This window comes from Thermomonas sp., assembly GCF_029945965.1.
In the GTDB taxonomy this organism is placed as follows: Bacteria; Pseudomonadota; Gammaproteobacteria; order Xanthomonadales; family Xanthomonadaceae; genus Thermomonas.
In genome coordinates this window covers 245,697-266,906 of record NZ_JAQSDO010000020.1, presented here as the reverse complement: position 1 = coordinate 266,906, position 21,210 = coordinate 245,697, and the positions used below count along the sequence as shown (strand labels likewise).

General features: G+C 63.3%; 19 protein-coding genes. 11 read left to right on the top strand and 8 right to left on the bottom strand.

Annotation, left to right across the window (positions count from 1 at the left end; all coding sequences use genetic code 11):
* The 3 genes from PSV05_RS13940 to PSV05_RS13930 all read left to right on the top strand — a co-directional run.
* Positions 1–205, top strand: a 205-nt coding sequence (locus PSV05_RS13940) for a hypothetical protein (protein ID WP_300066366.1), incomplete at its 5' end; no start/stop codon positions are given.
* Positions 206–214: 9 nt separating this feature from the next.
* Positions 215–1,057, top strand: coding sequence for a hypothetical protein (locus PSV05_RS13935; protein ID WP_300066363.1), 843 nt, complete (start codon positions 215–217; stop codon positions 1,055–1,057).
* 391 nt (positions 1,058–1,448) lie between these two features.
* Positions 1,449–2,297, top strand: a complete 849-nt coding sequence (locus PSV05_RS13930) for a hypothetical protein (protein WP_300066360.1) — start codon at positions 1,449–1,451, stop codon at positions 2,295–2,297.
* Between the two features lie 227 nt (positions 2,298–2,524).
* Here PSV05_RS13930 and purL read toward each other — a convergent pair whose 3' ends face one another.
* From purL to xerD, 3 genes are all read right to left on the bottom strand, one after another.
* Positions 2,525–6,475, bottom strand: a complete 3,951-nt coding sequence (purL, locus tag PSV05_RS13925; protein WP_300066357.1) for a phosphoribosylformylglycinamidine synthase — start codon at positions 6,473–6,475, stop codon at positions 2,525–2,527.
* A 94-nt stretch (positions 6,476–6,569) separates the two neighbouring features.
* Positions 6,570–7,409 carry a DsbC family protein gene (locus PSV05_RS13920; RefSeq protein ID WP_300066354.1) on the bottom strand — a complete coding sequence of 280 codons (840 nt, stop codon included), beginning with the start codon at positions 7,407–7,409 and terminating at the stop codon, positions 6,570–6,572.
* Between the two features lie 115 nt (positions 7,410–7,524).
* Positions 7,525–8,493 carry a site-specific tyrosine recombinase XerD gene (xerD, locus tag PSV05_RS13915; RefSeq protein WP_300066351.1) on the bottom strand — a complete coding sequence of 323 codons (969 nt, stop codon included), beginning with the start codon at positions 8,491–8,493 and terminating at the stop codon, positions 7,525–7,527.
* 51 nt (positions 8,494–8,544) lie between these two features.
* Between xerD and PSV05_RS13910 the strand changes: the two genes are divergently transcribed.
* Entirely contained in the window at positions 8,545–9,024 is a 480-nt protein-coding gene (locus tag PSV05_RS13910; protein WP_300066348.1) for an RDD family protein, read from the top strand.
* A gap of 66 nt (positions 9,025–9,090) precedes the next feature.
* Here PSV05_RS13910 and lptG read toward each other — a convergent pair whose 3' ends face one another.
* A complete protein-coding gene (lptG, locus tag PSV05_RS13905) occupies positions 9,091–10,188 on the bottom strand; it encodes an LPS export ABC transporter permease LptG (RefSeq protein WP_300066345.1) in 1,098 nt (365 codons plus the stop codon).
* Complete coding sequence (gene lptF, locus PSV05_RS13900; RefSeq protein ID WP_300066342.1) at positions 10,185–11,264, bottom strand: LPS export ABC transporter permease LptF; 1,080 nt, start codon at positions 11,262–11,264, stop codon at positions 10,185–10,187. The genes lptG and lptF overlap by 4 nt, the downstream gene beginning before the upstream one ends.
* A 205-nt stretch (positions 11,265–11,469) precedes the next feature.
* On the opposite strand from lptF, the gene PSV05_RS13895 reads away from it, so the two are divergent.
* The 3 genes from PSV05_RS13895 to PSV05_RS13885 all read left to right on the top strand — a co-directional run bounded on the left by PSV05_RS13895 (position 11,470) and on the right by PSV05_RS13885 (position 16,466).
* Positions 11,470–12,957, top strand: coding sequence for a leucyl aminopeptidase (locus tag PSV05_RS13895; protein WP_300066339.1), 1,488 nt, complete (start codon positions 11,470–11,472; stop codon positions 12,955–12,957).
* Positions 12,958–13,088: 131 nt separating this feature from the next.
* Positions 13,089–13,514 carry a DNA polymerase III subunit chi gene (locus tag PSV05_RS13890; RefSeq protein WP_300066337.1) on the top strand — a complete coding sequence of 142 codons (426 nt, stop codon included), beginning with the start codon at positions 13,089–13,091 and terminating at the stop codon, positions 13,512–13,514.
* Between the two features lie 141 nt (positions 13,515–13,655).
* Positions 13,656–16,466 carry a valine--tRNA ligase gene (locus PSV05_RS13885; RefSeq protein ID WP_300067011.1) on the top strand — a complete coding sequence of 937 codons (2,811 nt, stop codon included), beginning with the start codon at positions 13,656–13,658 and terminating at the stop codon, positions 16,464–16,466.
* 65 nt (positions 16,467–16,531) lie between these two features.
* Here PSV05_RS13885 and rimI read toward each other — a convergent pair whose 3' ends face one another.
* Genes rimI through pssA form a run of 3 tightly spaced genes read right to left on the bottom strand, consistent with a single transcriptional unit; the run spans position 16,532 to position 18,116 of the window.
* A complete protein-coding gene (gene rimI / locus PSV05_RS13880) occupies positions 16,532–17,041 on the bottom strand; it encodes a ribosomal protein S18-alanine N-acetyltransferase (RefSeq protein WP_300066335.1) in 510 nt (169 codons plus the stop codon).
* Positions 17,038–17,334 (bottom strand): hypothetical protein, encoded by a 297-nt coding sequence (locus PSV05_RS13875; RefSeq protein ID WP_300066332.1) that lies wholly within the window; start codon positions 17,332–17,334, stop codon positions 17,038–17,040. Before PSV05_RS13875 ends, rimI begins: the two co-directional genes overlap by 4 nt.
* Positions 17,331–18,116 (bottom strand): CDP-diacylglycerol--serine O-phosphatidyltransferase, encoded by a 786-nt coding sequence (gene pssA / locus PSV05_RS13870; RefSeq protein ID WP_300066329.1) that lies wholly within the window; start codon positions 18,114–18,116, stop codon positions 17,331–17,333. Before pssA ends, PSV05_RS13875 begins: the two co-directional genes overlap by 4 nt.
* A gap of 78 nt (positions 18,117–18,194) precedes the next feature.
* Here pssA and PSV05_RS13865 point away from each other — a divergent pair, with 78 nt between their 5' ends.
* The 4 genes from PSV05_RS13865 to PSV05_RS13850 all read left to right on the top strand — a co-directional run bounded on the left by PSV05_RS13865 (position 18,195) and on the right by PSV05_RS13850 (position 21,194).
* Positions 18,195–18,635: a DUF4124 domain-containing protein gene (locus PSV05_RS13865; RefSeq protein ID WP_300066326.1), complete on the top strand. Its 441-nt coding sequence runs from the start codon at positions 18,195–18,197 to the stop codon at positions 18,633–18,635.
* Positions 18,636–18,662: 27 nt separating this feature from the next.
* Entirely contained in the window at positions 18,663–18,917 is a 255-nt protein-coding gene (locus PSV05_RS13860; RefSeq protein WP_300066323.1) for a DUF4124 domain-containing protein, read from the top strand.
* 57 nt (positions 18,918–18,974) lie between these two features.
* Entirely contained in the window at positions 18,975–20,699 is a 1,725-nt protein-coding gene (locus PSV05_RS13855) for a proline--tRNA ligase (protein ID WP_300066320.1), read from the top strand.
* 99 nt (positions 20,700–20,798) lie between these two features.
* Complete coding sequence (locus PSV05_RS13850) at positions 20,799–21,194, top strand: H-NS histone family protein (RefSeq protein ID WP_300066318.1); 396 nt, start codon at positions 20,799–20,801, stop codon at positions 21,192–21,194.
* The last annotated feature ends 16 nt before the right edge of the window (positions 21,195–21,210 follow it).

Genomic DNA, 21,210 nt, shown 5'->3' with positions numbered 1-21,210 from the left:
CTGGCTCAACTGGCTCAACTGGCTCAACTGGCTCAACTGGCTCAACTGGCTCAACTGGCTCAACTGGCTCAACTGGCTCAACTGGCTCAACTGGCTCAACTGGCTCAACTGGCTCAACTGGCTCAACTGGCTCAACTGGCTCAACTGGCTCAACTGGCTCAACTGGCTCAACTGGCTCAACTGGCTCAACTGGCTCAACAATTAGGAAGCAGTCATGAATACAAAATTTTGCACGTTAAGCCTATCGTTGCTTGCGGGCGTCTGCGCGCTGGCGATGCCGGCTGTCAGCCATGCAGCTGTTGGAAACGGAAACGTGGGGTACTACACTGGGTGCTACTCGGCTGGGTCAGCGAAAGCGCCCCTGATCACACAAGCTGGCCTCACACCTGTCGCAGTTGCCAGCTTGACGGCTAGCCAATTGGCGCCACTTGGCACGTTGATCATCGAAAACTGCAACGGTAGTGACATCAGTAGCCAGATCAACGCGGACGTGAAGGCCGCGGTGTCTGCGGGCATGAAACTGGTCATCTACGATTGGGAGCCAGGCGGCGGCACGGCGGCGGCATTGCCCGGCGCCCCGGCTGCGACCATCCAATACGGCTCTGGCAGTCAGATTGACTTGGCGGCCGGCAGCCCGATCGTAACGGGACCAGGTGGCACGTTGACTAATGCCAGCCTGGACGGCGGCAACTCTTCGAACCATGGGTACGCCACTTCCATACCGGTTGGGAGCCAGGCATACCTGACGACGGCCAATCCCGCCCAGATTGTCGCCTTCAAGTATTCCAGTGGTGCCGGTAGCGTCGTTTATTCGGCGATTCCGTTTGACTGCTACCTCAGCGGTTGCAATGCAGGCACGGCGCCCGGCATCAAGGCGTATTTCGTCAATGTCCTGTCGCAAAGCGGCTTCACCACTTGCGTCGCCGAGGGGTTTTCAGGACCCAAACTTATCCTGTGCAAACAGGTTTGCGAGATCCCGCAGAGCCCCGCTCGCCTGACCGCCTTGATCAGGGCTTACATTGCCGTATTCAGAGAAAACCCGCCCTGCGGACGCTGAACCACAGGCAGTTTCGTGACACAAGCGCCGGTCCCACCGGCGCTTCCGAAGCCAGATCGCAGGTATTCGACATCGTGGAACCCTTCCTCGCCGTCAGCGCTGTCCACGATGCCCTCCATCTCACTCCGGCCTTGCCCGTGCCAGTGCTCGATCAACTCGTTGATCTCCGAACGCAGTGCCAGCAGGCTGCGCCAGCCTGCTCCTGCAGGCGGCGCGCCCGTACCAGATCAGGCTCTTTCAGTTTGCCGCGCTGCAGCAGGGTGGCAGGCGGGCTAGATCGGCGTCAGTCGCAAAAAAATGGCCTGACGAACCGTGGCCGGTGTAGTACCTGAAATTTCGTTAATACTTGCACATGCGACCGGGGTTCGGTCGCTATCACAGGGAGAAATCTATGAATTCGAAACCTCTTATGCTCAGTTTGTCATTGCTGGCAGGTGCTTGCGCGCTGGCGCTGCCTGCGGTCAGTCATGCGGGGAACGTTGGCTACATCACTGGCCAAACCTGCAGTGGAACCGGCGACAAAACACCGGCCATCATCGCTTCTGGCAACACACCTGTTGCGATCACCAGCATCAGCCCGGCGACACTGGCACCGCTTAGCGCGCTCTTGGTGGAAACATGCAGTGCCTATGGTGTAAATGCAGACATCAACAATGCAGTCCACGCCGGCATGGGGTTGGTCATATCCGATTGGGACCCCTCTAATAATATCGGCACACAATTGCCAGGTGCTCCGGTAATTTCCTACACCAATGATGGGTGTCTCTCCGACATTAATCTGCCTGCAGGATCTCCTGCTACAAACGGACCAGGGGGTACGCTGAACAACACATCCATGGACGGTGGCAACTGTTCTGCTCATGGCTCCACGCCAACAGCATCGTTGCCTGCAGGCGTACAGGTACTGACCACAACGAATGACCCGGCCCGAACCGTATCCATCCTTTATTCCTATGGCAGTGGCAAGGTGGTCTATGCCCCGCTTCCGTGGAGCTGGTACCTCGCTGGGGGTAACGGCGAGGGCAATGTTGCGAGGCCCGGGATGACCGCATTCATGACAAATGCTGTTGCGCTGGCAGCTGGCGGCGGCTTCACCACATGCGCCGCCGAGGGGTTTGCAGGACCCAAACTTATCCTGTGCAAGCAGGTTTGCGAGATCCCGCAGAGCCCCGCTCGCCTGAGTGCCTTGATCAGGATGTACATTGCCGCATACAGAGAAGACCCGCCCTGCGGACGATGAACCACAGGTAGCTTCGTGACACAGGCGCCGGTCCCACCGGCGCTTTTTTTGCGCCCGTTTTCATAAGATTACTGCAGGCTGGAAAAGGTCTGTGGGCACAGCCTTACGTGCTGCGGGCTGTGGGGTACTGATGGCGTGGATCCAGATCTGGCGTGCATATAGCGTGCCAAGCGATTCCGCCATCCAGAAGAGCAGCCGCTTCTGAGTTCAAGAATGGAAAATGTCTCTCACCCCAGCCAAACCCGCGCATTGCGGAACATGCGCATCCATGGCGATTCATCTGGCCAACTGCTTGGCGCCCAACTGAAATTTGCGCTACGCAGGGTGCGTTCGGCATGCGGCATCAGGATAGTGGCGCGGCCATCGCGACTGGTCACGCCGGCAATCCCGCCGGGTGAGCCGTTCGGGTTGGTCGGATAGGTTTCGGCAACATTACCGTCGCCGGTGACATAACGCAGGCCGATGTCCACGGCCGCCTGGTCGATGCGGTTTGCGAACACCGCACGGCCTTCGCCATGGGCGACGGCCACCGGGATCCTTGATCCAGCCATGTCGCGCAGGAACAGCGATGGTGATTGCACCACTTCCAGCAGCGCCAGGCGTGCCTCGTACTGCTCGCTCGCATTGCGCTGGAAGGTCGGCCAGTGCTCCGCGCCGGGAATGATATCGCGCAGTTGCGCCATCATCTGGCAGCCGTTGCAGATGCCCAGCGAGAACGTATCTTCGCGGGTAAAGAATTCTGCAAACGCATCGCGTAACGCACTGCGTTCCAGGATGCTGGTGGCCCAGCCGCGGCCGGCACCCAGCACGTCGCCATAGCTGAAGCCGCCGCAGGCGACGAAGCCCTTGAAGTCGGCCAGCTGGAAGCGCCCTGCGATCAGGTCGCTCATATGCACGTCGTAAGCATCGAAACCGGCACGGTCGAACGCCACCGCGGTTTCGATCTGGCTGTTGACGCCCTGTTCGCGCAGGATCGCGACCTTCGGCCGCGCACCAGTTGCAATGAAAGGCCCTGCTACGTTCTCGCCTGCATCGAACGTCAGCAGCGGCGTCAGCGGCGATGCATCGAAACGGCGCGTGGCGTGGCGTTCCTGGTCCGCGCACTCGGGGTTATCGCGCAAACGCTGCAACGCATGGCTGACCGACCACCAGGCATCGAACAATTCTTCCCAGCGCCATTCGGCCAGCACAATGTGTTCCTGGCTGGCCCGGATCATGTTGCCACTGGTGGGCCGCGCGATGCGCTGGGCGCAGTCGATCAGGCCATGGCGCGAAACCAGGTCAGCGAAGGCGGCGCGTTCTTCCACCGGAACCTGCACGATCGCGCCCAGTTCTTCGTTGAACAACGCGCGGAACACATCACCCGCGCGGCCATCGCCCCAACCATCGAGCTGGATGTCCAGGCCCATGTGCGAGGCGAATGCCATTTCGCACAACGCCGCAAACGCGCCGCCGTCGGAACGGTCGTGGTAGGCCAGCAGCAGTCCGTCCTCGCGCGCATCGCGGACCAGCTCGAACAGGCTACGCAGGCGCTGCGGATCGTCCAGGTCGGGCACTTCGCCGCCAAACGCCGGCAACGCGGCATTGGCGCCACGCTCCGGATGGCATTGCGCGAGCACCGAACCACCCAGGCGCTGGCGACCGCCACCCAGGCCGATCAGCCAAAGTTCCGATTCAACATCCCGCTGCAAAAGCGGCGTCAACTGTTGACGTACATCGACCACTGGCGCGAACGCGGTAACGATCAGCGACACCGGTGACACCGATTGGTGCGCCTGCTCGCCGTCCTGCCAACGCGCCTGCATCGACAGCGAATCCTTGCCGACGGGTATCCCGATCTCCAGTTCTGGGCAGAGTTCAATGCCCACCGCACGCACTGCATCGAACAAGCGCGCGTCCTCACCGTGGTGACCGGCGGCGGCCATCCAGTTGGCCGACAGCTTGATCCGGTTAAGTGCTTCCACCGGCGCTGCGATCAGGTTGGTGATCGCCTCGCCCACGGCCATGCGTGCGGACGCTGCAGGGTCCAACAGGGCAAGCGGCGTGCGTTCGCCGATCGCCATGGCTTCACCGGTGTTGCCGTCGAAGCCGGACAAGGTGATCGCGCAGTCGGCAACCGGAATCTGCCACGGGCCGACCATCTGATCGCGCGCGGTCAGGCCGCCAACGGTGCGGTCGCCTATGGTGATCAGGAAGGATTTCGATGCCACGGTCGGGTGCGACAACACACGCAGGCCGGCTTCGCGAAGGTCGAGCGCAACGGTGTCGATTTCCGGCCAGCGCGGCGTTGCGGGGTGGGCGGTGTCGCGATGCATCTTCGGCGCCTTGCCGAACAGCACGTCCATTGGCAGGTCGATGGCAGCTGCGACAGGAATCGCGTTGACTTGCGCGCCATAGCCGACGACCAGTCGTTCTTCCGCAGTTGCAATGCCGACCACTGCAAACGGGCAACGCTCGCGCGCGCACAGCGCGGTGAACTCTTCGACCCGCGACGGGTGGATGCCCATCACGTAGCGTTCCTGCGACTCGTTGCACCACAGCTGCATCGGCGACAGTGACGGGTCGTCCTTGGGAATTTTGTCGAGGTCGATCACACCGCCGACGCCGGAGTCGTGCAGCAATTCCGGGATGGCGTTGGACAGGCCGCCTGCGCCGACGTCGTGGATGGACTCGATTGGATTATCAGCGGCCAGCGCGACGCAGCGGTCGATCACTTCCTGCGCGCGACGCTCCATTTCGGGGTTGTCGCGCTGCACCGAGGCGAAATCCAGATCCTCACTGCTACTGCCGCCAGTCACCGAACTCGCAGCGCCGCCACCGAGGCCAATCAGCATCGCGGGGCCACCCAGCACGATCACTGCATCGCCAGGCGACAAGAAGCGCTTGGCAACCATCGGCCGATCCATCGCGCCGATGCCGCCGGCCAACATGATCGGCTTGTCATAAGCGCGGGTCAGGCGGCTGCCATCGGACGTACTGCCTTCGTCCAATTCAAAGCTGCGGAAATAACCGACCAGGTTGGGACGGCCAAATTCGTTGTTGAACGCGGCCGCACCGAGTGGCCCGTCCAGCATGATTTCCAGTGCTGGCGCCATCCGCGGATTGAGCGAACGCTCCGGCTTTTCACCAAAGTGCTCCCACGGCCGTGACAATCCCGGAATGCGCAGGTGCGACACCGAGAATCCGCACAGGCCGGCCTTTGGGCGTCCGCCGCGACCGGTTGCGCCTTCATCACGGATTTCGCCGCCAGCGCCGGTTGATGCGCCCGGGAACGGCGCGATAGCGGTCGGGTGGTTATGGGTTTCAACCTTGATGCAAAACGCGCTGTCTGCGATGGCTTCAGCGCGATAACGCTGGCCATGCGGATCCGGGCGGAACCGCGACGTGGCATAGCCCGCGACAACGGCAGCATTGTCGCTGTAGGCCGACAACGTGTGTTCAGGCGCATGCGCATGGGTGTTCTTGATCATGCCGAACAACGTCACCGGCGCGCCGGCATGCTGCATCTCGCGGCCATCAATGGTCCAGCTGGCGTTGAAGATCTTGTGCCGGCAGTGCTCGGAATTAGCCTGCGCGAACATCATCAGTTCGACATCGTGCGGGTCGCGGCCCAGCGCGCCGAAGCGCTCGCGCAGATAGTCGATCTCGTCCTGCGCCATGGCCAGGCCCAGGCGCGTATTGGCTGCCTCCAGCGCATCCAGCGGCACCGCTTCGAGATCGCCACGCGGCAGCGCATCGAACAGCGCCGCGCCGGCTTCGCGTGAATCCAGCAGCGACTGGGTCATCAGGTCGTGCAGGAGCCTGGCCAGCGCGGTCTGGGCTTCGGCATCGGCGGGCCAACCGTATACGTCGATACGCATGCCGCGCTCCACCCGCAGCACCGGCAAGCCGGCGCCACGCAGCAGTTCGGTGGCCTTGCTGGCCCACGGCGATAGCGTGCCCAGGCGCGGCACGACGTAACGGCTAACTACTCCTGGCAAAGATTCAGCATGCGCCTGGCGGGCTTGCAGGATGCGATTGAGGGCGTCGGGGTCAGGTTCCTGTCCAGGTTCGGGCTGGATCCAGTAACCATGCCAGCATTCGACGATACGCAATGCCGGGGAAACGGCATTGAGGCGGGCTTGCAAGCGTTCGCGCCGGAACGGCGACAGGGCGATGGCGCCCTCGAGGACGATCATGTCCGGGAGTTGCTGGGGATGGGCCGCAGATTGTAGCCGAGGCGGCACCTGGGCGGCCCGCCATGGGGAATCAGGGGTTCAGGGCGCCAGCTGATCAGGCGCCCTTGCGGGCGGCATGCTCGGCGTCGAGCTGGTCGAGGCGCTGTTGCAACGCTTCCGGCGGCAGGTAGCCACCCAACATCACGCCATCCGGGGTCAGGATCATCGGGGTGCCGGTCAGTCCCATGCGCGTGCCGGCGGCGTGCTGCATGGTGACTGGGTTGGCACAGGTCTTCATCGCCACCACATGATCGTTCTTGGCGTCAGTCAGGGCCTTGCGGCGGTCGTCTGCACACCAGACGGCAACCATTTTCTGGAAATCCGGGCTGCCGATACCGGCGCGCGGGAAGGCCATGTATTGGACCTCGATGCCCAGCTTGTTGTAGTCGGCGATCTGACTGTGGAACTTGCGGCAATAACCGCATTCGATGTCGGTCAGCACCACCACGGTGTGCTTGGGCTTGCCGACTGGCGCGAACACGATGCGGTCGCTGACCGGCATCGCCTTCAGCACTTCGGTACGCACTTTGGACATCGCGGCCTCGGACAGGTCCTTGCGCTTGTCGATGTCCAGCAGACCACCCTGGAACAGATACCTGCCGTCGTCGCTGACGTAGACCACCTGGCCACTGGCCACGACTTCACGAAAACCCGGGAACGGCGCCGGACCGATGCGATCAATGCCGATCCGCGGATTGAGTTTGGTCAGCGCGTCACGCACGCGAGCCTCGGAAGTCCCGGCAGTGATTGCTGGCGTCGCGATCTTCACTTCATCGGACTGCGCTGTGGATGACGACTTAGCGCTGGCGTCGCTGGATTGCGCGGACGATGCCGGTTGTGCGCATGCGCCGAGGCTGAGCGCGCTGAACACGGCGGCGAGGAGAAAACGTTTCATCATGGAATCCTGGGGTGGGCGCGTGTTCGACCATTGTCAGGCCCGCGCGGTTCCCCGAATTGTCGCACGCACAGATGAATGGTCGCAGTGCCGGAAGTCCAGCAGGGAGGGCCGGTCAGGCCCTTGGATGATGCTTGGCATGCACGCTGCGCAGGTGTTCGCGCGCCACCAGGGTGTAAATCTGCGTGGTGGACAGCGAGCTGTGGCCCAGCAGCATCTGCAGCGCGCGCAAGTCCGCGCCATGATTGAGCAGATGGGTGGCGAAACTGTGTCGAAGCCCGTGTGGACTGATCCGTGTGGGATCGATGCCGGACATTTGCGCACTGCGCTTGACCAGCCGCCAGAACGCCTGCCGGGTCAGCGCCTGGCCCTTGCTATCGACAAATAGCACCGCGGCATCCCGTGTCCGCCCCAGCAGCGTCGGCCGCGACTCAGCCAGATAGCGCTGCAGCCAATGCTGGGATTCCTCGCCCAGCGGCACCAGCCGCTCCTTGCCACCCTTGCCGCGCACCCGCAGCACGCCCTGGCGCAGGTTCAGCGCGGTCGCCGGCAATTCCACCAGTTCGCTTACCCGCAGCCCGCAGGCATACATCAGCTCCAGCATCGCGCGATCACGCAGGCCTTCGACAGTGGCGATGTCGGGTGCGGCCAGCAAGGCCTCGACCTGTGCTTCGGACAACGCCTTCGGCAATGAACGCGGCAGGCTGGGCGGCTGCAGCAGCGCGGTCGGATCATCCTGGCACTCGCCACGGCGCACGGCATACGCATGGAATGCGCGCAGCGAGGACAGCAACCGCGCATTGCTGCGCGCGGTATAGCCAGCCGTGGTGCGCATCGCGAGGTAATCGAACAGGGTCTGACGATCCAGGTGACTAAGATCAGGTGTTGGGATCCCTTTCGAAGTGCGCTGCCCCGCCCACCGCGCCAGCCCCTGCAGGTCGCTGCGATAGGCTGCCAGCGAAGCCACTGCCAGGCCGCGTTCAGCCCAGATCGCATCGATGAAACGCTCGATCACCAGCGCGTCCGCATCCGCCAGCGGTGGCAACGATTGGACGAACTGGCGGCGGTCCGCGGCGGTCGGCATGCATCCAGACTAGCCGCCGGGATGCGTGCTTGTCGCCTGTATCCTGTGCCGATGTCAAAGCCCCAACCCACTTCCTCGCGCGCGCCTGCGCTGGTCGGGTGGCGCCTGCTGGCGCTGAACTACGATTTCTTCCCGGTGCTGGCGCTGTGGTTCGTGACCGCCGGCGCATTCACCCTGCTGCATGGCGATGCGGTGCGCGGTGGCTGGCTGGGCGGGGTTGAATTCGCGGCCTTGTGGGCGGTCGCCGGCCTGTACGCGACGATCAGCTGGCGGCGCGGCGGCCAGACCATCGGCATGCGTCCATGGCGAATGCGGGTGGTTGCCGCGGGTGATGGCAAGAATGCCTCGTGGCGCCAGCTGTGGCTGCGCTATGCAGTGGGCAGCGCATCGTTGCTGCTGGCCGGTGCCGGCTTCTGGTGGGCGTGGATCGACCGTGAGCGGCTGACCTGGCATGACCGCGCCAGCGCAACGCGGATGCTGCGCGAAAGGATGCCGAAGGAGACAAAAAGGGGTCAGGGGGAAGTTTCCTGACCAGGATCTGAAACGATCGAGGAACCGTCGGCAGGAAATTCACCCTGACCCCTTTTTGTCGATTGCCTAGCCACTCCGCCGCTTGAACAGTAAACCCGATACGCCCAGCATGATCAGCGGCGGCATCGCGTAAGCGATGCGATAGTCGAAGTGGTAGATGCCAGCCAGCCGCGTGAACATCTGCTGCAGCATCCAGAACCCGAGTGCGAACACGATACCCAGGAACAGGCGCTTGCCGTAGCCGCCGCTGCGCAGGGTGCCAAATGCGAACGGGATCGCCGCCAGGCACAGCGCCAATACGTTGAACGGGTAGAACCAGCGGCCCCAGTAGACTTGCTCGAACTCGCCCGATTCCAGGCCATTGCGGACCCGATAGGCAATACTGTCGCGCAATTCGAGGCTTCCCATGTAGTACGGACTGGTCACGCTGGCGGCCAGGGCAGCTTCGTCCAGCTTCGACTCCCAGCGCTCTTCGGCGACCTTGCTGCGCTTCACTGATTTCGGGCCGAAGGTGGTGCGTTCAACGTTGCGTAGCAACCAGCCGCCCGGGCGGTGCTCGGCCACTTCGACGTTGGCGATCGACTGCAGGCGACCATCTGCCTCGAACTGGAACAGGCTCACGCCACGCAGCTCCAGCCAATGGTCACCCCCACTGACTTTCTGCTCGCCGCTGCGTGCGTTGAGGAACATCTCGCCCTCACGCGCCCACAGGCCGGTGTATTGCGCCATCACCATGTCGGTATTACGCATGCTCTTGATCGACTGGCCACGCTCCTCGCCCCACGGCGCCAGGGTTTCGCCATTGGCCACCATGAGCAAGGTCAGCAAGGTCAGCGAGAACGCCACCGATACCGTCAGGCGACGTCGCGAAAGACCCAACGCGCGCAGGGCGGTCAGTTCCGAAGTGCCCGCCAGTTGCCCAAGCCCGAGCAGCGCACCGATTACCGCTGCGGTCGGGAACAGATTGTAGGCGCGCCACGGGATCGACAAACCGATCGAGGCGATGGCGTGGTTGATCGTGTAGCCACCCTTGCCGACGCTGCCGAACTCGCCCGCGAAGGCCAGCACCACGTCCAGGCCCAGCAGCACACCCCACGTCCCCAGAACGCTCACGATGACTATACGGGCGATGTAGTGGTCATGCAGTTTCGGACGCAGGTTCATCGGCGCCACCAAGGCTTCGCGATACGCCCGTCACGCAGGTATAGCCACGCGCCCAGCGCCAGCATCGGCAACAGCAGCCACCACAGTCCCGCCGCGCGCGGCAGGGTGCCGTCGGCCAGCCACTGGGTGCCCAGCAGCATCATGAAGATACCCCCCAGGTAGGCCAAAAATGCCAGCAGCATCGAGCCATAGCGCGCCTGCCGCGGCGAACTGCGCGACAACGGCACCGCCAGCAAGACGAAGGCAAACGCGAGCAGTGGCGGTGCGATCCGCCAGTGCAACTGCGCATTGGCAGCAGGCGAAGGGTCGCCCAGCAATTGTCCGAACGGCTTGAACGCGGGGTCGTCGCTTGGACGCTTGTCCTCGGGCCCCGGCAATTGCATTTCATTACGCGCATAGCGCATCAGGCGGTAATCCAAACCCTTGCCCGCGAGCGGGCCTTCGACCCGGAAACCGTCCATCAGCGCCAGCACGCGCGCACCCTCATCGCGGTACAGCTCACCGCTGCGCGCGGTGGCCACGTCCATCCGATCGCCGCGCTCGCGATACACGAACACCCGGCTAAGCCGGGTGCCATCACTGGACATGGTGCCGGTGTAAGCCACCCCGCCATTGGCCATCAGGGTGAAGCGGCCTGGTTCGAGTCCTGCCACCAGCAGGTTCTTGTTGGCCTCGGCGACCATGCCACGGGCCTTGCCGTCGGCCCAGGGGCCCAACCAGATCGAACTCAACGCGATGATCGCAACCGCCGGCAGCGCCACCAGCAACACCGGCCGCAGCAAGCGCCGCGGCCCGACGCCCACCGCCGCCAGCACGTACATTTCCGAATCGCGATACAGCCGGCCCAACGCCATCAGATAGCCCAGCAGCAGGGCCAGCGGCAGGATCATCGGCAGGTAGCGGATCATGCGCAGGCCAAGCTGCGACATCAACAAGGTCGGCGGCACCTTGCCGCGTGCCATCTCGCCCAGCAGGTCGGCGAACAGGCCGCCCAGGCTGACCATGGACAACACCACCAGCGCCGCGAGCACGGAACGGGCGATCTCACTGCTCAGGTAGCGGTCCAACTTCGGCATCAGGCCCTGCTTGAATGGGAACTTGCTTTAGACTTGGGAGTTAGTTCTGCAACTGTGCGATTGCTGCTGGCCGCATCTACACGCGGCTGCGCATTGTAAGCACTGCCGCATGCGGTGCCGTTGAAGCCGCCGCCGGACTTCACGCGAAGCGCCTTGCGAACGACTCCCCCTTCACCTTGTGACTCTACTTTGGGAACTTTGGTCGATGAGCCTCGAATTCAGCCTGAACCACACTGCCCCCGCCTCCGCGGAGGTCGATTGCGTGATCGTTGGCGCCTTTGCCGACAAGCAGTTGACGCACGCCGGCACTGCGCTCGATACCGCCAGCGACGGCCGGCTGCGTGCATTGCTTGATCGTGGCGACATCAGCGGCAAGACCGGCAAGACCACCCTGCTGCATGACGTGGCCGGCATCACCGCGCCGCGCATACTGATAGTCGGCCTGGGCGAAACCGCCAAGTTCGGCGTGCCGCAATACCTGAAGGCGGTTGGCGATGCCGCACGTACGCTGAAAACCGGCGTTGTAGGCTCGGCGCTGTTCACCCTCAATGAGGTCGAGGTCAAGGGCCGCGATGACGCCTGGAAGATCCGCAGCGCAGCGGTCACCGCCGACCACGCCTGCTATCGCTACACCGCCACGCTGGGCGCGGAGAACAAGAAGCGCGACGAAAAGGGCCTGACGCACTTCGCCATCCGTGGCACAGACGATGCAGCTATGGCGCATGGCCGCGCGATTGCCGCCGGCGTTGCCTTCACCCGCGACCTCGGCGACCTGCCGCCGAACATCTGCACGCCCGTCTACCTGGCCGAACAGGCGCAGGCCTACGCCGCTCGCAGTGACGGCGTGGAATGCGAGGTGCTGGACGAAGCGGCGATGGAAGCACTCGGCATGGGCTCGCTGCTCGCGGTCGCGCGCGGCTCGGCCAACCGGCCGCACCTGGTCGTGCTGAAGTACAACGGTGGCGGCGACGCCAAGCCGTATGTATTGGTCGGCAAGGGCATCACCTTCGACACCGGCGGCGTCAACCTGAAGACCCAGGGTGGTGTCGAGGAGATGAAGTACGACATGTGCGGCGCTGCCACCGTGCTCGGCACCTTCGTGTCTGCAGTCGGCATGCAGTTGCCGATCAACCTGATCTGCATTGCCGCGGCGGTGGAAAACGCCATCGACGGCAACGCCTATCGGCCGTCCGACGTGATCACCAGCATGTCCGGCAAGACCATTGAAGTCGGCAATACCGACGCCGAGGGCCGCCTGATCCTGTGCGACGCGCTGACCTATGCGCAACGCTTCGAACCAGCCGCACTGATCGACGTGGCCACCCTGACCGGCGCCTGCATGGTTGCGCTGGGCAAGTTCGCCGCCGGCGTGATGACCAAGAAAGACGACGACCTGGCGCGTGAATTGATCGATGCCGGCGAGCACGTGTTCGACCGCGCCTGGCAGCTGCCGCTGTGGGACGAATACCAGACCCAGCTCGATTCCGCCTTCGCCGACGTCTACAACATCGGCGGGCGCTGGGGCGGCGCGATCACCGCCGGCTGCTTCCTGTCGCGCTTCACCGAAGGCCAGCGCTGGGTGCACATGGACATCGCCGGCGTCGCCAGTGGTGACGGCAAGATGGGCATGTCCACTGGCCGCCCGGTTGGCCTGCTCTCGCAGTGGCTGCTGGATCGTTCGGCTACCGCCTGATACCAACGCAGCGATACCGAAAAGGGGTCAGAGTGAATTTCCTGCCGGTTGGCATGCTTGACCCGTTATCTTGGTGAGGAAACTTCACTCTGACCCCTTTTCGCTACACGACATGAAGCACCGATACCCCGATGCCACGCGCTGATTTTTATTTAGTCGACAAACCCCGCTTCCGCGAGCAGCCCTTGCTGCTCGTGTGTGAGCTGGCGCGCAAGGCGCACGACGCTGGCCTGTGGACGCTGGTGCTGGCGCGTGATACCGCGCAGGCCGAGGCGCTGGACGATCTGCTGTGGTCGTTCGACGACGATGCCTACGTGCCGCACCAGATCGCCGGCGCTGATGAGGAAGACGCGGAGTGCCCGGTGCTGATCGCCACGCCCGACATGGACATTGCGCTGCGCCCGTTGCTGCTGAACTTGCGCGACGATGCGCCACGCGGCGAGTTCGAGCGCGTACTCGAAGTCGTGCCGGCCGATCCCGCCGCACGCGTGCCGCTGCGTGAACGCTGGAAGCAGTACCTGGCGCTTGGCTTCGATGTAAAAGCGCACGACATGTAATTTCCTTCCCCCGCTGGCGGGGGAAGGTGCCCGAAGGGCGGATGGGGGCGCACCGGCCGATGCCCCCACCTCAACCCTCCCAGCTCTGCACACCCTTTGGGCGCCGCAGCGGGGAGGGGGCCGAACACAATAGACATGACCATGACCACCCTAGCCCCCGGCTACGAACCCAAGTCCTTCGAATCACGCTTGTATGCACAGTGGGAGGCCAGCGGCGCATTCGCGCCACAGGGCGACGGCCCGGCTTACAGCATCCTGCTGCCGCCGCCGAACGTCACCGGCACCCTGCACATGGGCCACGCATTCCAGTACACGCTGCAGGACGCGCTGATCCGCTACCACCGCATGCGCGGCTTCCGCACCCTGTGGCAGTTGGGCACCGACCACGCCGGCATCGCCACCGAGATGGTGGTCGGCCGCAATTTGACGCTCGAAGGCAAGGGCGAAACCCGCGACTCGTTGGGCCGCGAGGCCTTCATCGAAAAAGTCTGGGAATGGAAGCAGCAGTCGGGCGACACCATTGAGCGCCAGATGCGCCGAATCGGCACCAGCGGCGACTGGACACGCAGCGTGTTCACCATGGACAAGGGTGCTGCCGATGCGGTGATCGAAGCATTCGTGCGCCTGCATGCCGACGGCCTGATCTATCGCGGCAAGCGCCTGGTCAACTGGGATCCGGTGCTGAAGACCGCGATCTCCGACCTGGAAGTGGTCAATGAGGAAGAGGACGGCTTCCTGTGGTCGATTGCGTATCCGTTGACCGATGGCAGCGGCACCTTGGTGGTCGCCACCACGCGTCCGGAAACAATGCTCGGCGACAGCGCGGTGATGGTGCATCCCGAAGACGAGCGCTACACGCACCTCATCGGCAAGACCGTGACCCTGCCGCTGACCGGCCGTTTGATTCCGGTGATTGCAGACGACTACGTGGACCGCGAGTTCGGCACCGGCGTGGTCAAGGTCACGCCCGCACATGACTTCAACGATTACGCGGTGGGCCAGCGGCACACGCTGCCGTTGATCAATATCTTTACGCCCGATGCAAAGATCGTCGATGACGATGGCGTTCCCGTGGCGTATCGCGGCCTCGATCGTTACGACGCGCGCAAGGCGATGTTGGCCGATCTTGAAGCGCTCGAACTATTGGTCGAAACCAAGCCGCACAAGCTGCAGGTGCCGCGTGGTGATCGCAGTGGCCAGGCAATCGAGCCGTACCTGACCGACCAGTGGTTCGTGAAGATGGACGGTCTGGCCGAGCGTGGGCTGAAACTCGCTGAGCAAGGCGACGTGCGCTTCGTGCCACCGAACTGGATCAATACCTACCGACACTGGATGGAAAACATCCAGGACTGGTGCATCAGCCGCCAGCTTTGGTGGGGCCACCGCATTCCGGCGTGGTTCGATGCGCAGGGCGCTTGTTACGTGGGCCGCGATGAGGCCGATGCGCGTGCGCGCAACAGCATTGCCGACGATGTAATTCTGACCCGCGACAACGACGTGCTGGAAACCTGGTTCTCCTCCGCGCTGTGGCCGATCAGTACCATGGGCTGGCCGGACGCGGAGGCCATGCGCGAGCGCGGCTTCGCCTACTTCGTGCCGTCTTCGGTGTTGGTGACCGGCTTCGACATCATCTTTTTCTGGGTCGCGCGGATGATCTTCATGACCGACCATCTGGTCGGCCAGGACAATCCCGAATTCACTGACGCCCAGCGGGTCCCGTTCCGCGACATCTACATCACTGGCCTGGTGCGCGACAAGGACGGCCAGAAGATGTCGAAGTCGAAAGGAAACATTCTTGACCCGCTGGACATCATCGACGGCATTTCGCTCGACGATCTGGTTGCCAAGCGCACCGCCGGCCTGATGCAGCCGAAGATGGCCGAGAAAATCGGCAAGGCCACTCGCAAGGAATTCCCGGACGGCATCCCCGCGTTCGGTGCCGACGCGCTGCGCTTCACCATGGCGGCGTTGGCCGGGCCGGGCCGCGACATCAAGTTCGATCTTGCCCGCGCCGAGGGCTACAAGAATTTCTGCAACAAGTTGTGGAACGCGACGCGCTTCGTGTTGATGAACACCGAAGGCTTCAGCGCGGTAGGCGCGCCGCAGCCGAAGACCGATGCCGAGCGCTGGATCCTTGCGCAACTGGTGAAGACCTGCGCCGAAGCGGAAGCCCACTACGCCAGCTATCGCTTCGACCTGTTGTCGCAATGCCTGTACGAATTCGCCTGGAATCAATTCTGCGACTGGTTCGTGGAACTGGCGAAGCCTGCGTTGCAGGGCGAGGACGTGGATGCGGCCAACAGCACCCGGCACACGCTGCTGCACGTACTCGACGCGCTGCTGAGACTGTTGCACCCGCTAGTCCCGTTCGTGACCGAAGAACTCTGGCAGGCGGTGGCACCGAAGCTCGGCAAAAGCGGCGACAGCATCATGACCGCGTCGTATCCGCGCGCAGGCGACTTCGACACCAGCGACTTCGCACAAGCCGAGGCCGACATCGAATGGCTGAAATCGATGGTCTCCGCACTGCGCCGGATCCGCAGCGAACTCGGCGTGTCGCCGGCCAAAAAGGTCACCTTGCTGGCACGCGGGGGCAGTGCGGACGATGCTGCACGCATTCAACGCTTCGCCTCGCAACTGCGCTTCCTCAACCGGATCGAACGCATCGAGACGCTTGATGGCGAACCGCCGGCAGCAGCGTCAGCGCGCGTCGGCGAACTCGACCTGTTCGTGCCGCTGGAAGGCCTGGTCGACCTGGACGCGGAACGTGCACGCATCGACAAGGAACTCAAGCGCATCGAGGGCGAACTGGCGAAGTCCACCAACAAACTGGCCAGCGACACCTTCGTGCAGAACGCACCGGCCGCGGTGGTCGAACAGGAACGCCAGCGTCTGGTCGAATGGAGCGCGCAGCGCGATGCCTTGATAGCGCAGCGCACGCGGTTGGGCTGAGCGATGCGAAAAGGGGACGGAAGTGGTTAAGGCGCACCTTAACCACTTCCGTCCCCTTTTCGTCGTCAAAGCGGCGGCATTTTCTCGATGTCGCCCACCAACAATTCCATCGCCATCACGATCGCGTCCTCACGGCCGTGGTTGGCGGCCGGGTAATAGCGCGGACGGCGGCCGATTTCGTTGAAACCGCTGCGATCGTACAGGGTGATTGCACGCGGGTTTGATGGCCGTACTTCGAGATACACCCGCTGCGCGCCACCAGCGCGCGCGATCCGCAGCAGCGCCTGCAGCATGCGCTGGCCAAGGCCATGGCCTTCATTGCCCGACGCGGTGCACAGGTTGAGCACGTGGGCTTCGTCGGCGGCGATGCTGAGCACGCCATAGCCGGCGATGCCGCCATCGCGTTCCTGCACCCACATCGGATAGCCGGCGCGCATGCAGTCGCGGAAGATGCCGCGCGTCCACGGAAACGGATACGCCGCGTCCTCGATCCGCATCACCGCGTCCAGGTCGTCTTCGCGCATCGGCCGCAACGTGGCCTGCGCAGGGAAATCAGCCGCGCGAACGGCGCTCATCCTTGCCTGCGCAGTGCACGCAGGCGCGGCCACAAGGCGCGCTTGGCTGCTGGATTCCCGCGCAGGCCAGCGAACACTTGCATATCCCCGATGCGCTCCTGCAAGGCTTCAGTAGTCATGCTTGCCGCACGCGCAACGTGGGCCAGCATCGGGTTATCAATCATTGCGGCATCGACTCCGGGCGCATCGATGCGCATCACTTCGGCATCGAGTGCCATCGCGACACCGGCCTGTCGATAAACGACATGACCCAGTTCGGCCAGCACATCTCGCTGGAACGGATCCCAGCTCACGCCACCGGCGCCTGCGGCGGCGATGTCCCCTTGCCGCGACGCAACCACATCACCGGCCCGGACAGCGCATATAGTGCGGTCACCGCCAACAGCACCTTGGGCGGATCCAGTACCAGCGCGACCAGTACAGCCACCGCCACTAGCAGGGCGAAGAAGGGCACCCGGTCAGACTTCGGCCCGCTGCCACCCTTGAAACTGGTATAGCGCACGCGGCTGACCATCAACAGGCCAGCTAGCACGGTCACGCCCAGCACCGGATAACGCAGGTCGGTGCCATCCAGGCCAAGGCTGTGGCAGGTCCAGACGAAACTCGCCAGCAAGCCCGCCGCGGCTGGACTGGCCAGGCCAATGAACCAGCGCTTGTCGACATGCGCCACTTGGCTATTGAACCGTGCCAGCCGCAGTGCGGCGCAGGCCGCGTACAGGAATGCCGCCAGCCAGCCGAGCCTGCCCGGGGTGATCCCGTCCAGCTTCATCGATGCCAGCGACCAGTGGTACATCACCAATGCCGGCGCCATGCCGAAGCTGACCAGGTCTGCCAGCGAGTCGTATTGCACGCCGAACTCGGTCTGGGTATTGGTCAGCCGCGCCACCCGGCCATCGATGCCATCCAGGATGCCGGCGATGAAGATCGCTACGCAGGCAGCCTCTATCCGCCCCTGGGAGGCGGCAATAATCGCGAAAAAGCCACCGAACAGGCCACCGGTGGTGAACAGGTTCGGCAACAGGTAGATGCCGCGGCCACGCGGCCTGAGCGGAGTTTTGTCGTCGTGCGGTTCCATGCCGGCAGTGTAGCCCGCTTGCAGTGGCGCGACTGCAGTGCTGCAATCCCCCTCCACAACACATCCTCGGAGCATCTCATGGCCCGTATGTCCATCCGCCTGCCAGCACGCGGCATCGTCCTGCTCGGCCTGGCCCTGACCTGCTCCCCGTTGCTGGCGCAGCAGCAGACCGTGTACCAGTGGAAGGATTCCGCCGGAGTGACCCACTACGCGGATGCCCCGCCTAAGCAGGCCTACAAGAAGCGTGACATCAATGCGCGCTCAGGCACTGCCCTCGAGAAGACGCAGGCCAAGAAATCCAGTAACGACGTGTCCTGCGACAACGCCCGGGCAAATCTGGCCAACCTGCGTGGCAAAGGTCCCGTCGGTATCGACAACAATGGCGACGGCAAGGCGGATGCCAATATGAGCCCTGAACAGCGCGCCAGCCAGGTCGAGCTCAACGAAGCCATGCTCAAGGCGAACTGTGCCGCTCCAGCCACCGGGAATGGCACCACTGGCAACAGCAGCAATACCTGACCTGGCTGCGAGATGAGGCAACTTGGCATGCTGCTGGTCGCCATTGCGCTGGGTGTAGCTGCTTGGTGGTGGCTCTCCAGCGAGATGCCGCGGCGCGAACATGAACGCGCACGGGTCGCACAGGCGGCGGTGGCCAAGGCCGAACGTGCCAATTCGCTGTACCGCTGGCGCGACGCCAACGGCAACCTGCAAGTGACCGATACCCCGCCCAAGGGGCGCAAATACGAGCGCATCGGCCGCCAGCCCGATGACGGCATCGAGATCCACGGCAACCGCGACTGAAGGTTCGCTCGGGTTCGGCGTGGCAAAATGCCGGTTCCTCGTTTCGCGAAACTCGCCATGCGCCTGTCGCAGTTCCATATCCGCACCGAAAAGGAAACCCCAGCCGAGGCCGAGATCATCAGCCACAAGCTGATGCTCAAGTCCGGGATGATCCGCAAACTGGCATCCGGCCTGTACACCTGGTCGCCGCTGGGCCTGCGCGTGCTGCGCAAGGTGGAGGGCGTCGTGCGTGAGGAAATGAACCGCGCCGGCGCGATCGAAATGCTGATGCCATCCATCCAGCCCAAGGAGCTGTGGGAGGAAACCGGGCGCTGGCAGAAATTCGGCGGCCAGTTGCTGAAGATCAAGGACCGCAAGGAGGCCGAGTATTGCTACGGCCCCACCGCTGAGGAAGTGATTACCGACTTCGCCCGCAACGAACTGGCCAGCTACAAGCAGCTGCCGGTGAATTTTTACCAGATCCAGACCAAGTTCCGCGACGAGATCCGCCCGCGCTTCGGGATCATGCGCGCGCGCGAATTTCTGATGAAGGATGCGTATTCCTTCCACGTCGACGCGGACTCACTGCACGCCGAATACCAGAACATGTACGACACTTACGCGCGGATTTTCACCCGGCTGGGTTTGAAGTTCCGTGCGGTGTTCGCCGATACCGGCGCGATTGGTGGTTCAGCTTCGCACGAGTTCCACGTGCTGGCGGATTCCGGCGAGGATGCGATCGCCTATTGCGAGAGTTCGGACTACGCCGCCAATATCGAACTGGCCGAAGCAGTTTCGCCCGGGCAGCGTCCCGCCGCCAGCGAAACCCTGCGCGATGTGGAAACCCCCACCCAGAAAACCTGCGAGGAGGTCTCGGAATTGATGGGGATTGTCTTGCAGCGCACCGCCAAATCGGTCGCACTGATGGGCACCGATGCCGAAGGCGGCGTGGCCGGGGAAAACGGGCAATTCGTGTTGGCACTGGTGCGCGGCGACCACATGGTCAACGAGATCAAACTGGCGAAGCTGCCGGGACTGGCGGATTACCGGTTGGCGACTGAAGCGGAAATCCTCGATTACCTCGGCAGCGAACCGGGTTTTCTTGGCCCGCTCAACCCGGCAAAACCAATCCGCATCATCGCCGACCGCAGCGTAGCGGCGATGGCCGATTTCGTGATTGGCGCCAACAAACCCGGCTTGCATATTGCCGGGGTCAACTGGGGCCGCGACCTGGCCGAACCGGAGGTCGCCGACATCCGCAACGCGGTGGCTGGCGACGCTTCACCAGATGGCAAGGGCACGCTCGGCATCGCCCGTGGAATCGAGGTCGGCCATGTATTCGCATTGGGCTGCAAGTACTCCGAGGCGATGGGCTGCAAGGTGCTCGACGCCAATGGCAAGGCGATCAATCCGGCAATGGGCTGTTATGGCATCGGCGTATCACGCATCGTGGCCGCTGCAATTGAACAAAACCACGACGACAGCGGCATTTTATGGCCCGTCACAATGGCGCCATGGCAGGTCGCGGTCTGCATCATCAATCCCAAGAACGATCCGGCGGTTATCGATGCGGCCAATGCGCTATATGCGGAATTGAATACCGCCGGCCTGGATACCGTGCTCGACGACCGCGGCCTGCGCCCCGGCGTGATGCTGGCCGACATCGAACTGATCGGCATTCCGCACCGCGTGGTGGTGTCCGCGCGCGGGCTGGAAGCCGGCACGTTTGAATACCGCGCGCGAAATGCCCCCGAATCCGAACAACTCGACCGTGACCGGCTACTCGGAAAACTCATCGGATGATTACCGTTTAGTCATGTTGTTTGCGCCGCGGATTATCCGAAGTTAATATGGATACCCTACCGGGATTTTCCCGATGGCAACCCAGAGGGTAATCACTGTATGAGCATGGATATCGAAGGCCTCAGCACCAAGGAACTGGCTGACCTGATCACTCGCGCCAACAAGCGCAAGAAGATCCTTTCCAAGCGCCGCCCGGCCACCCAGGTCAAAACTGCCGTGGCCAAGTTCCTGAAAAGCACTGGCTGGGATTTCGAGGAACTTTATGGTTTGACCGGCCCAAGCAAGCCGGCGGCGGCAGCTGCGACGAGCAGCCCTGCACCTGCGGCCAAGAAGGCACGCAAGTCGACCAAGGGCCGCAGCCTGGGCAAGGTGCCGCCGAAGTACCGCAACACGGCCAATGCCAAGGAAACCTGGGCTGGCCGTGGCAAGCAGCCGCGCTGGCTGTCCGCAGAAACCGCGAAGGGCCGCAAACTCGAAGAGTTCCTGATCAAATAAGAGGCGTTCAACGCTT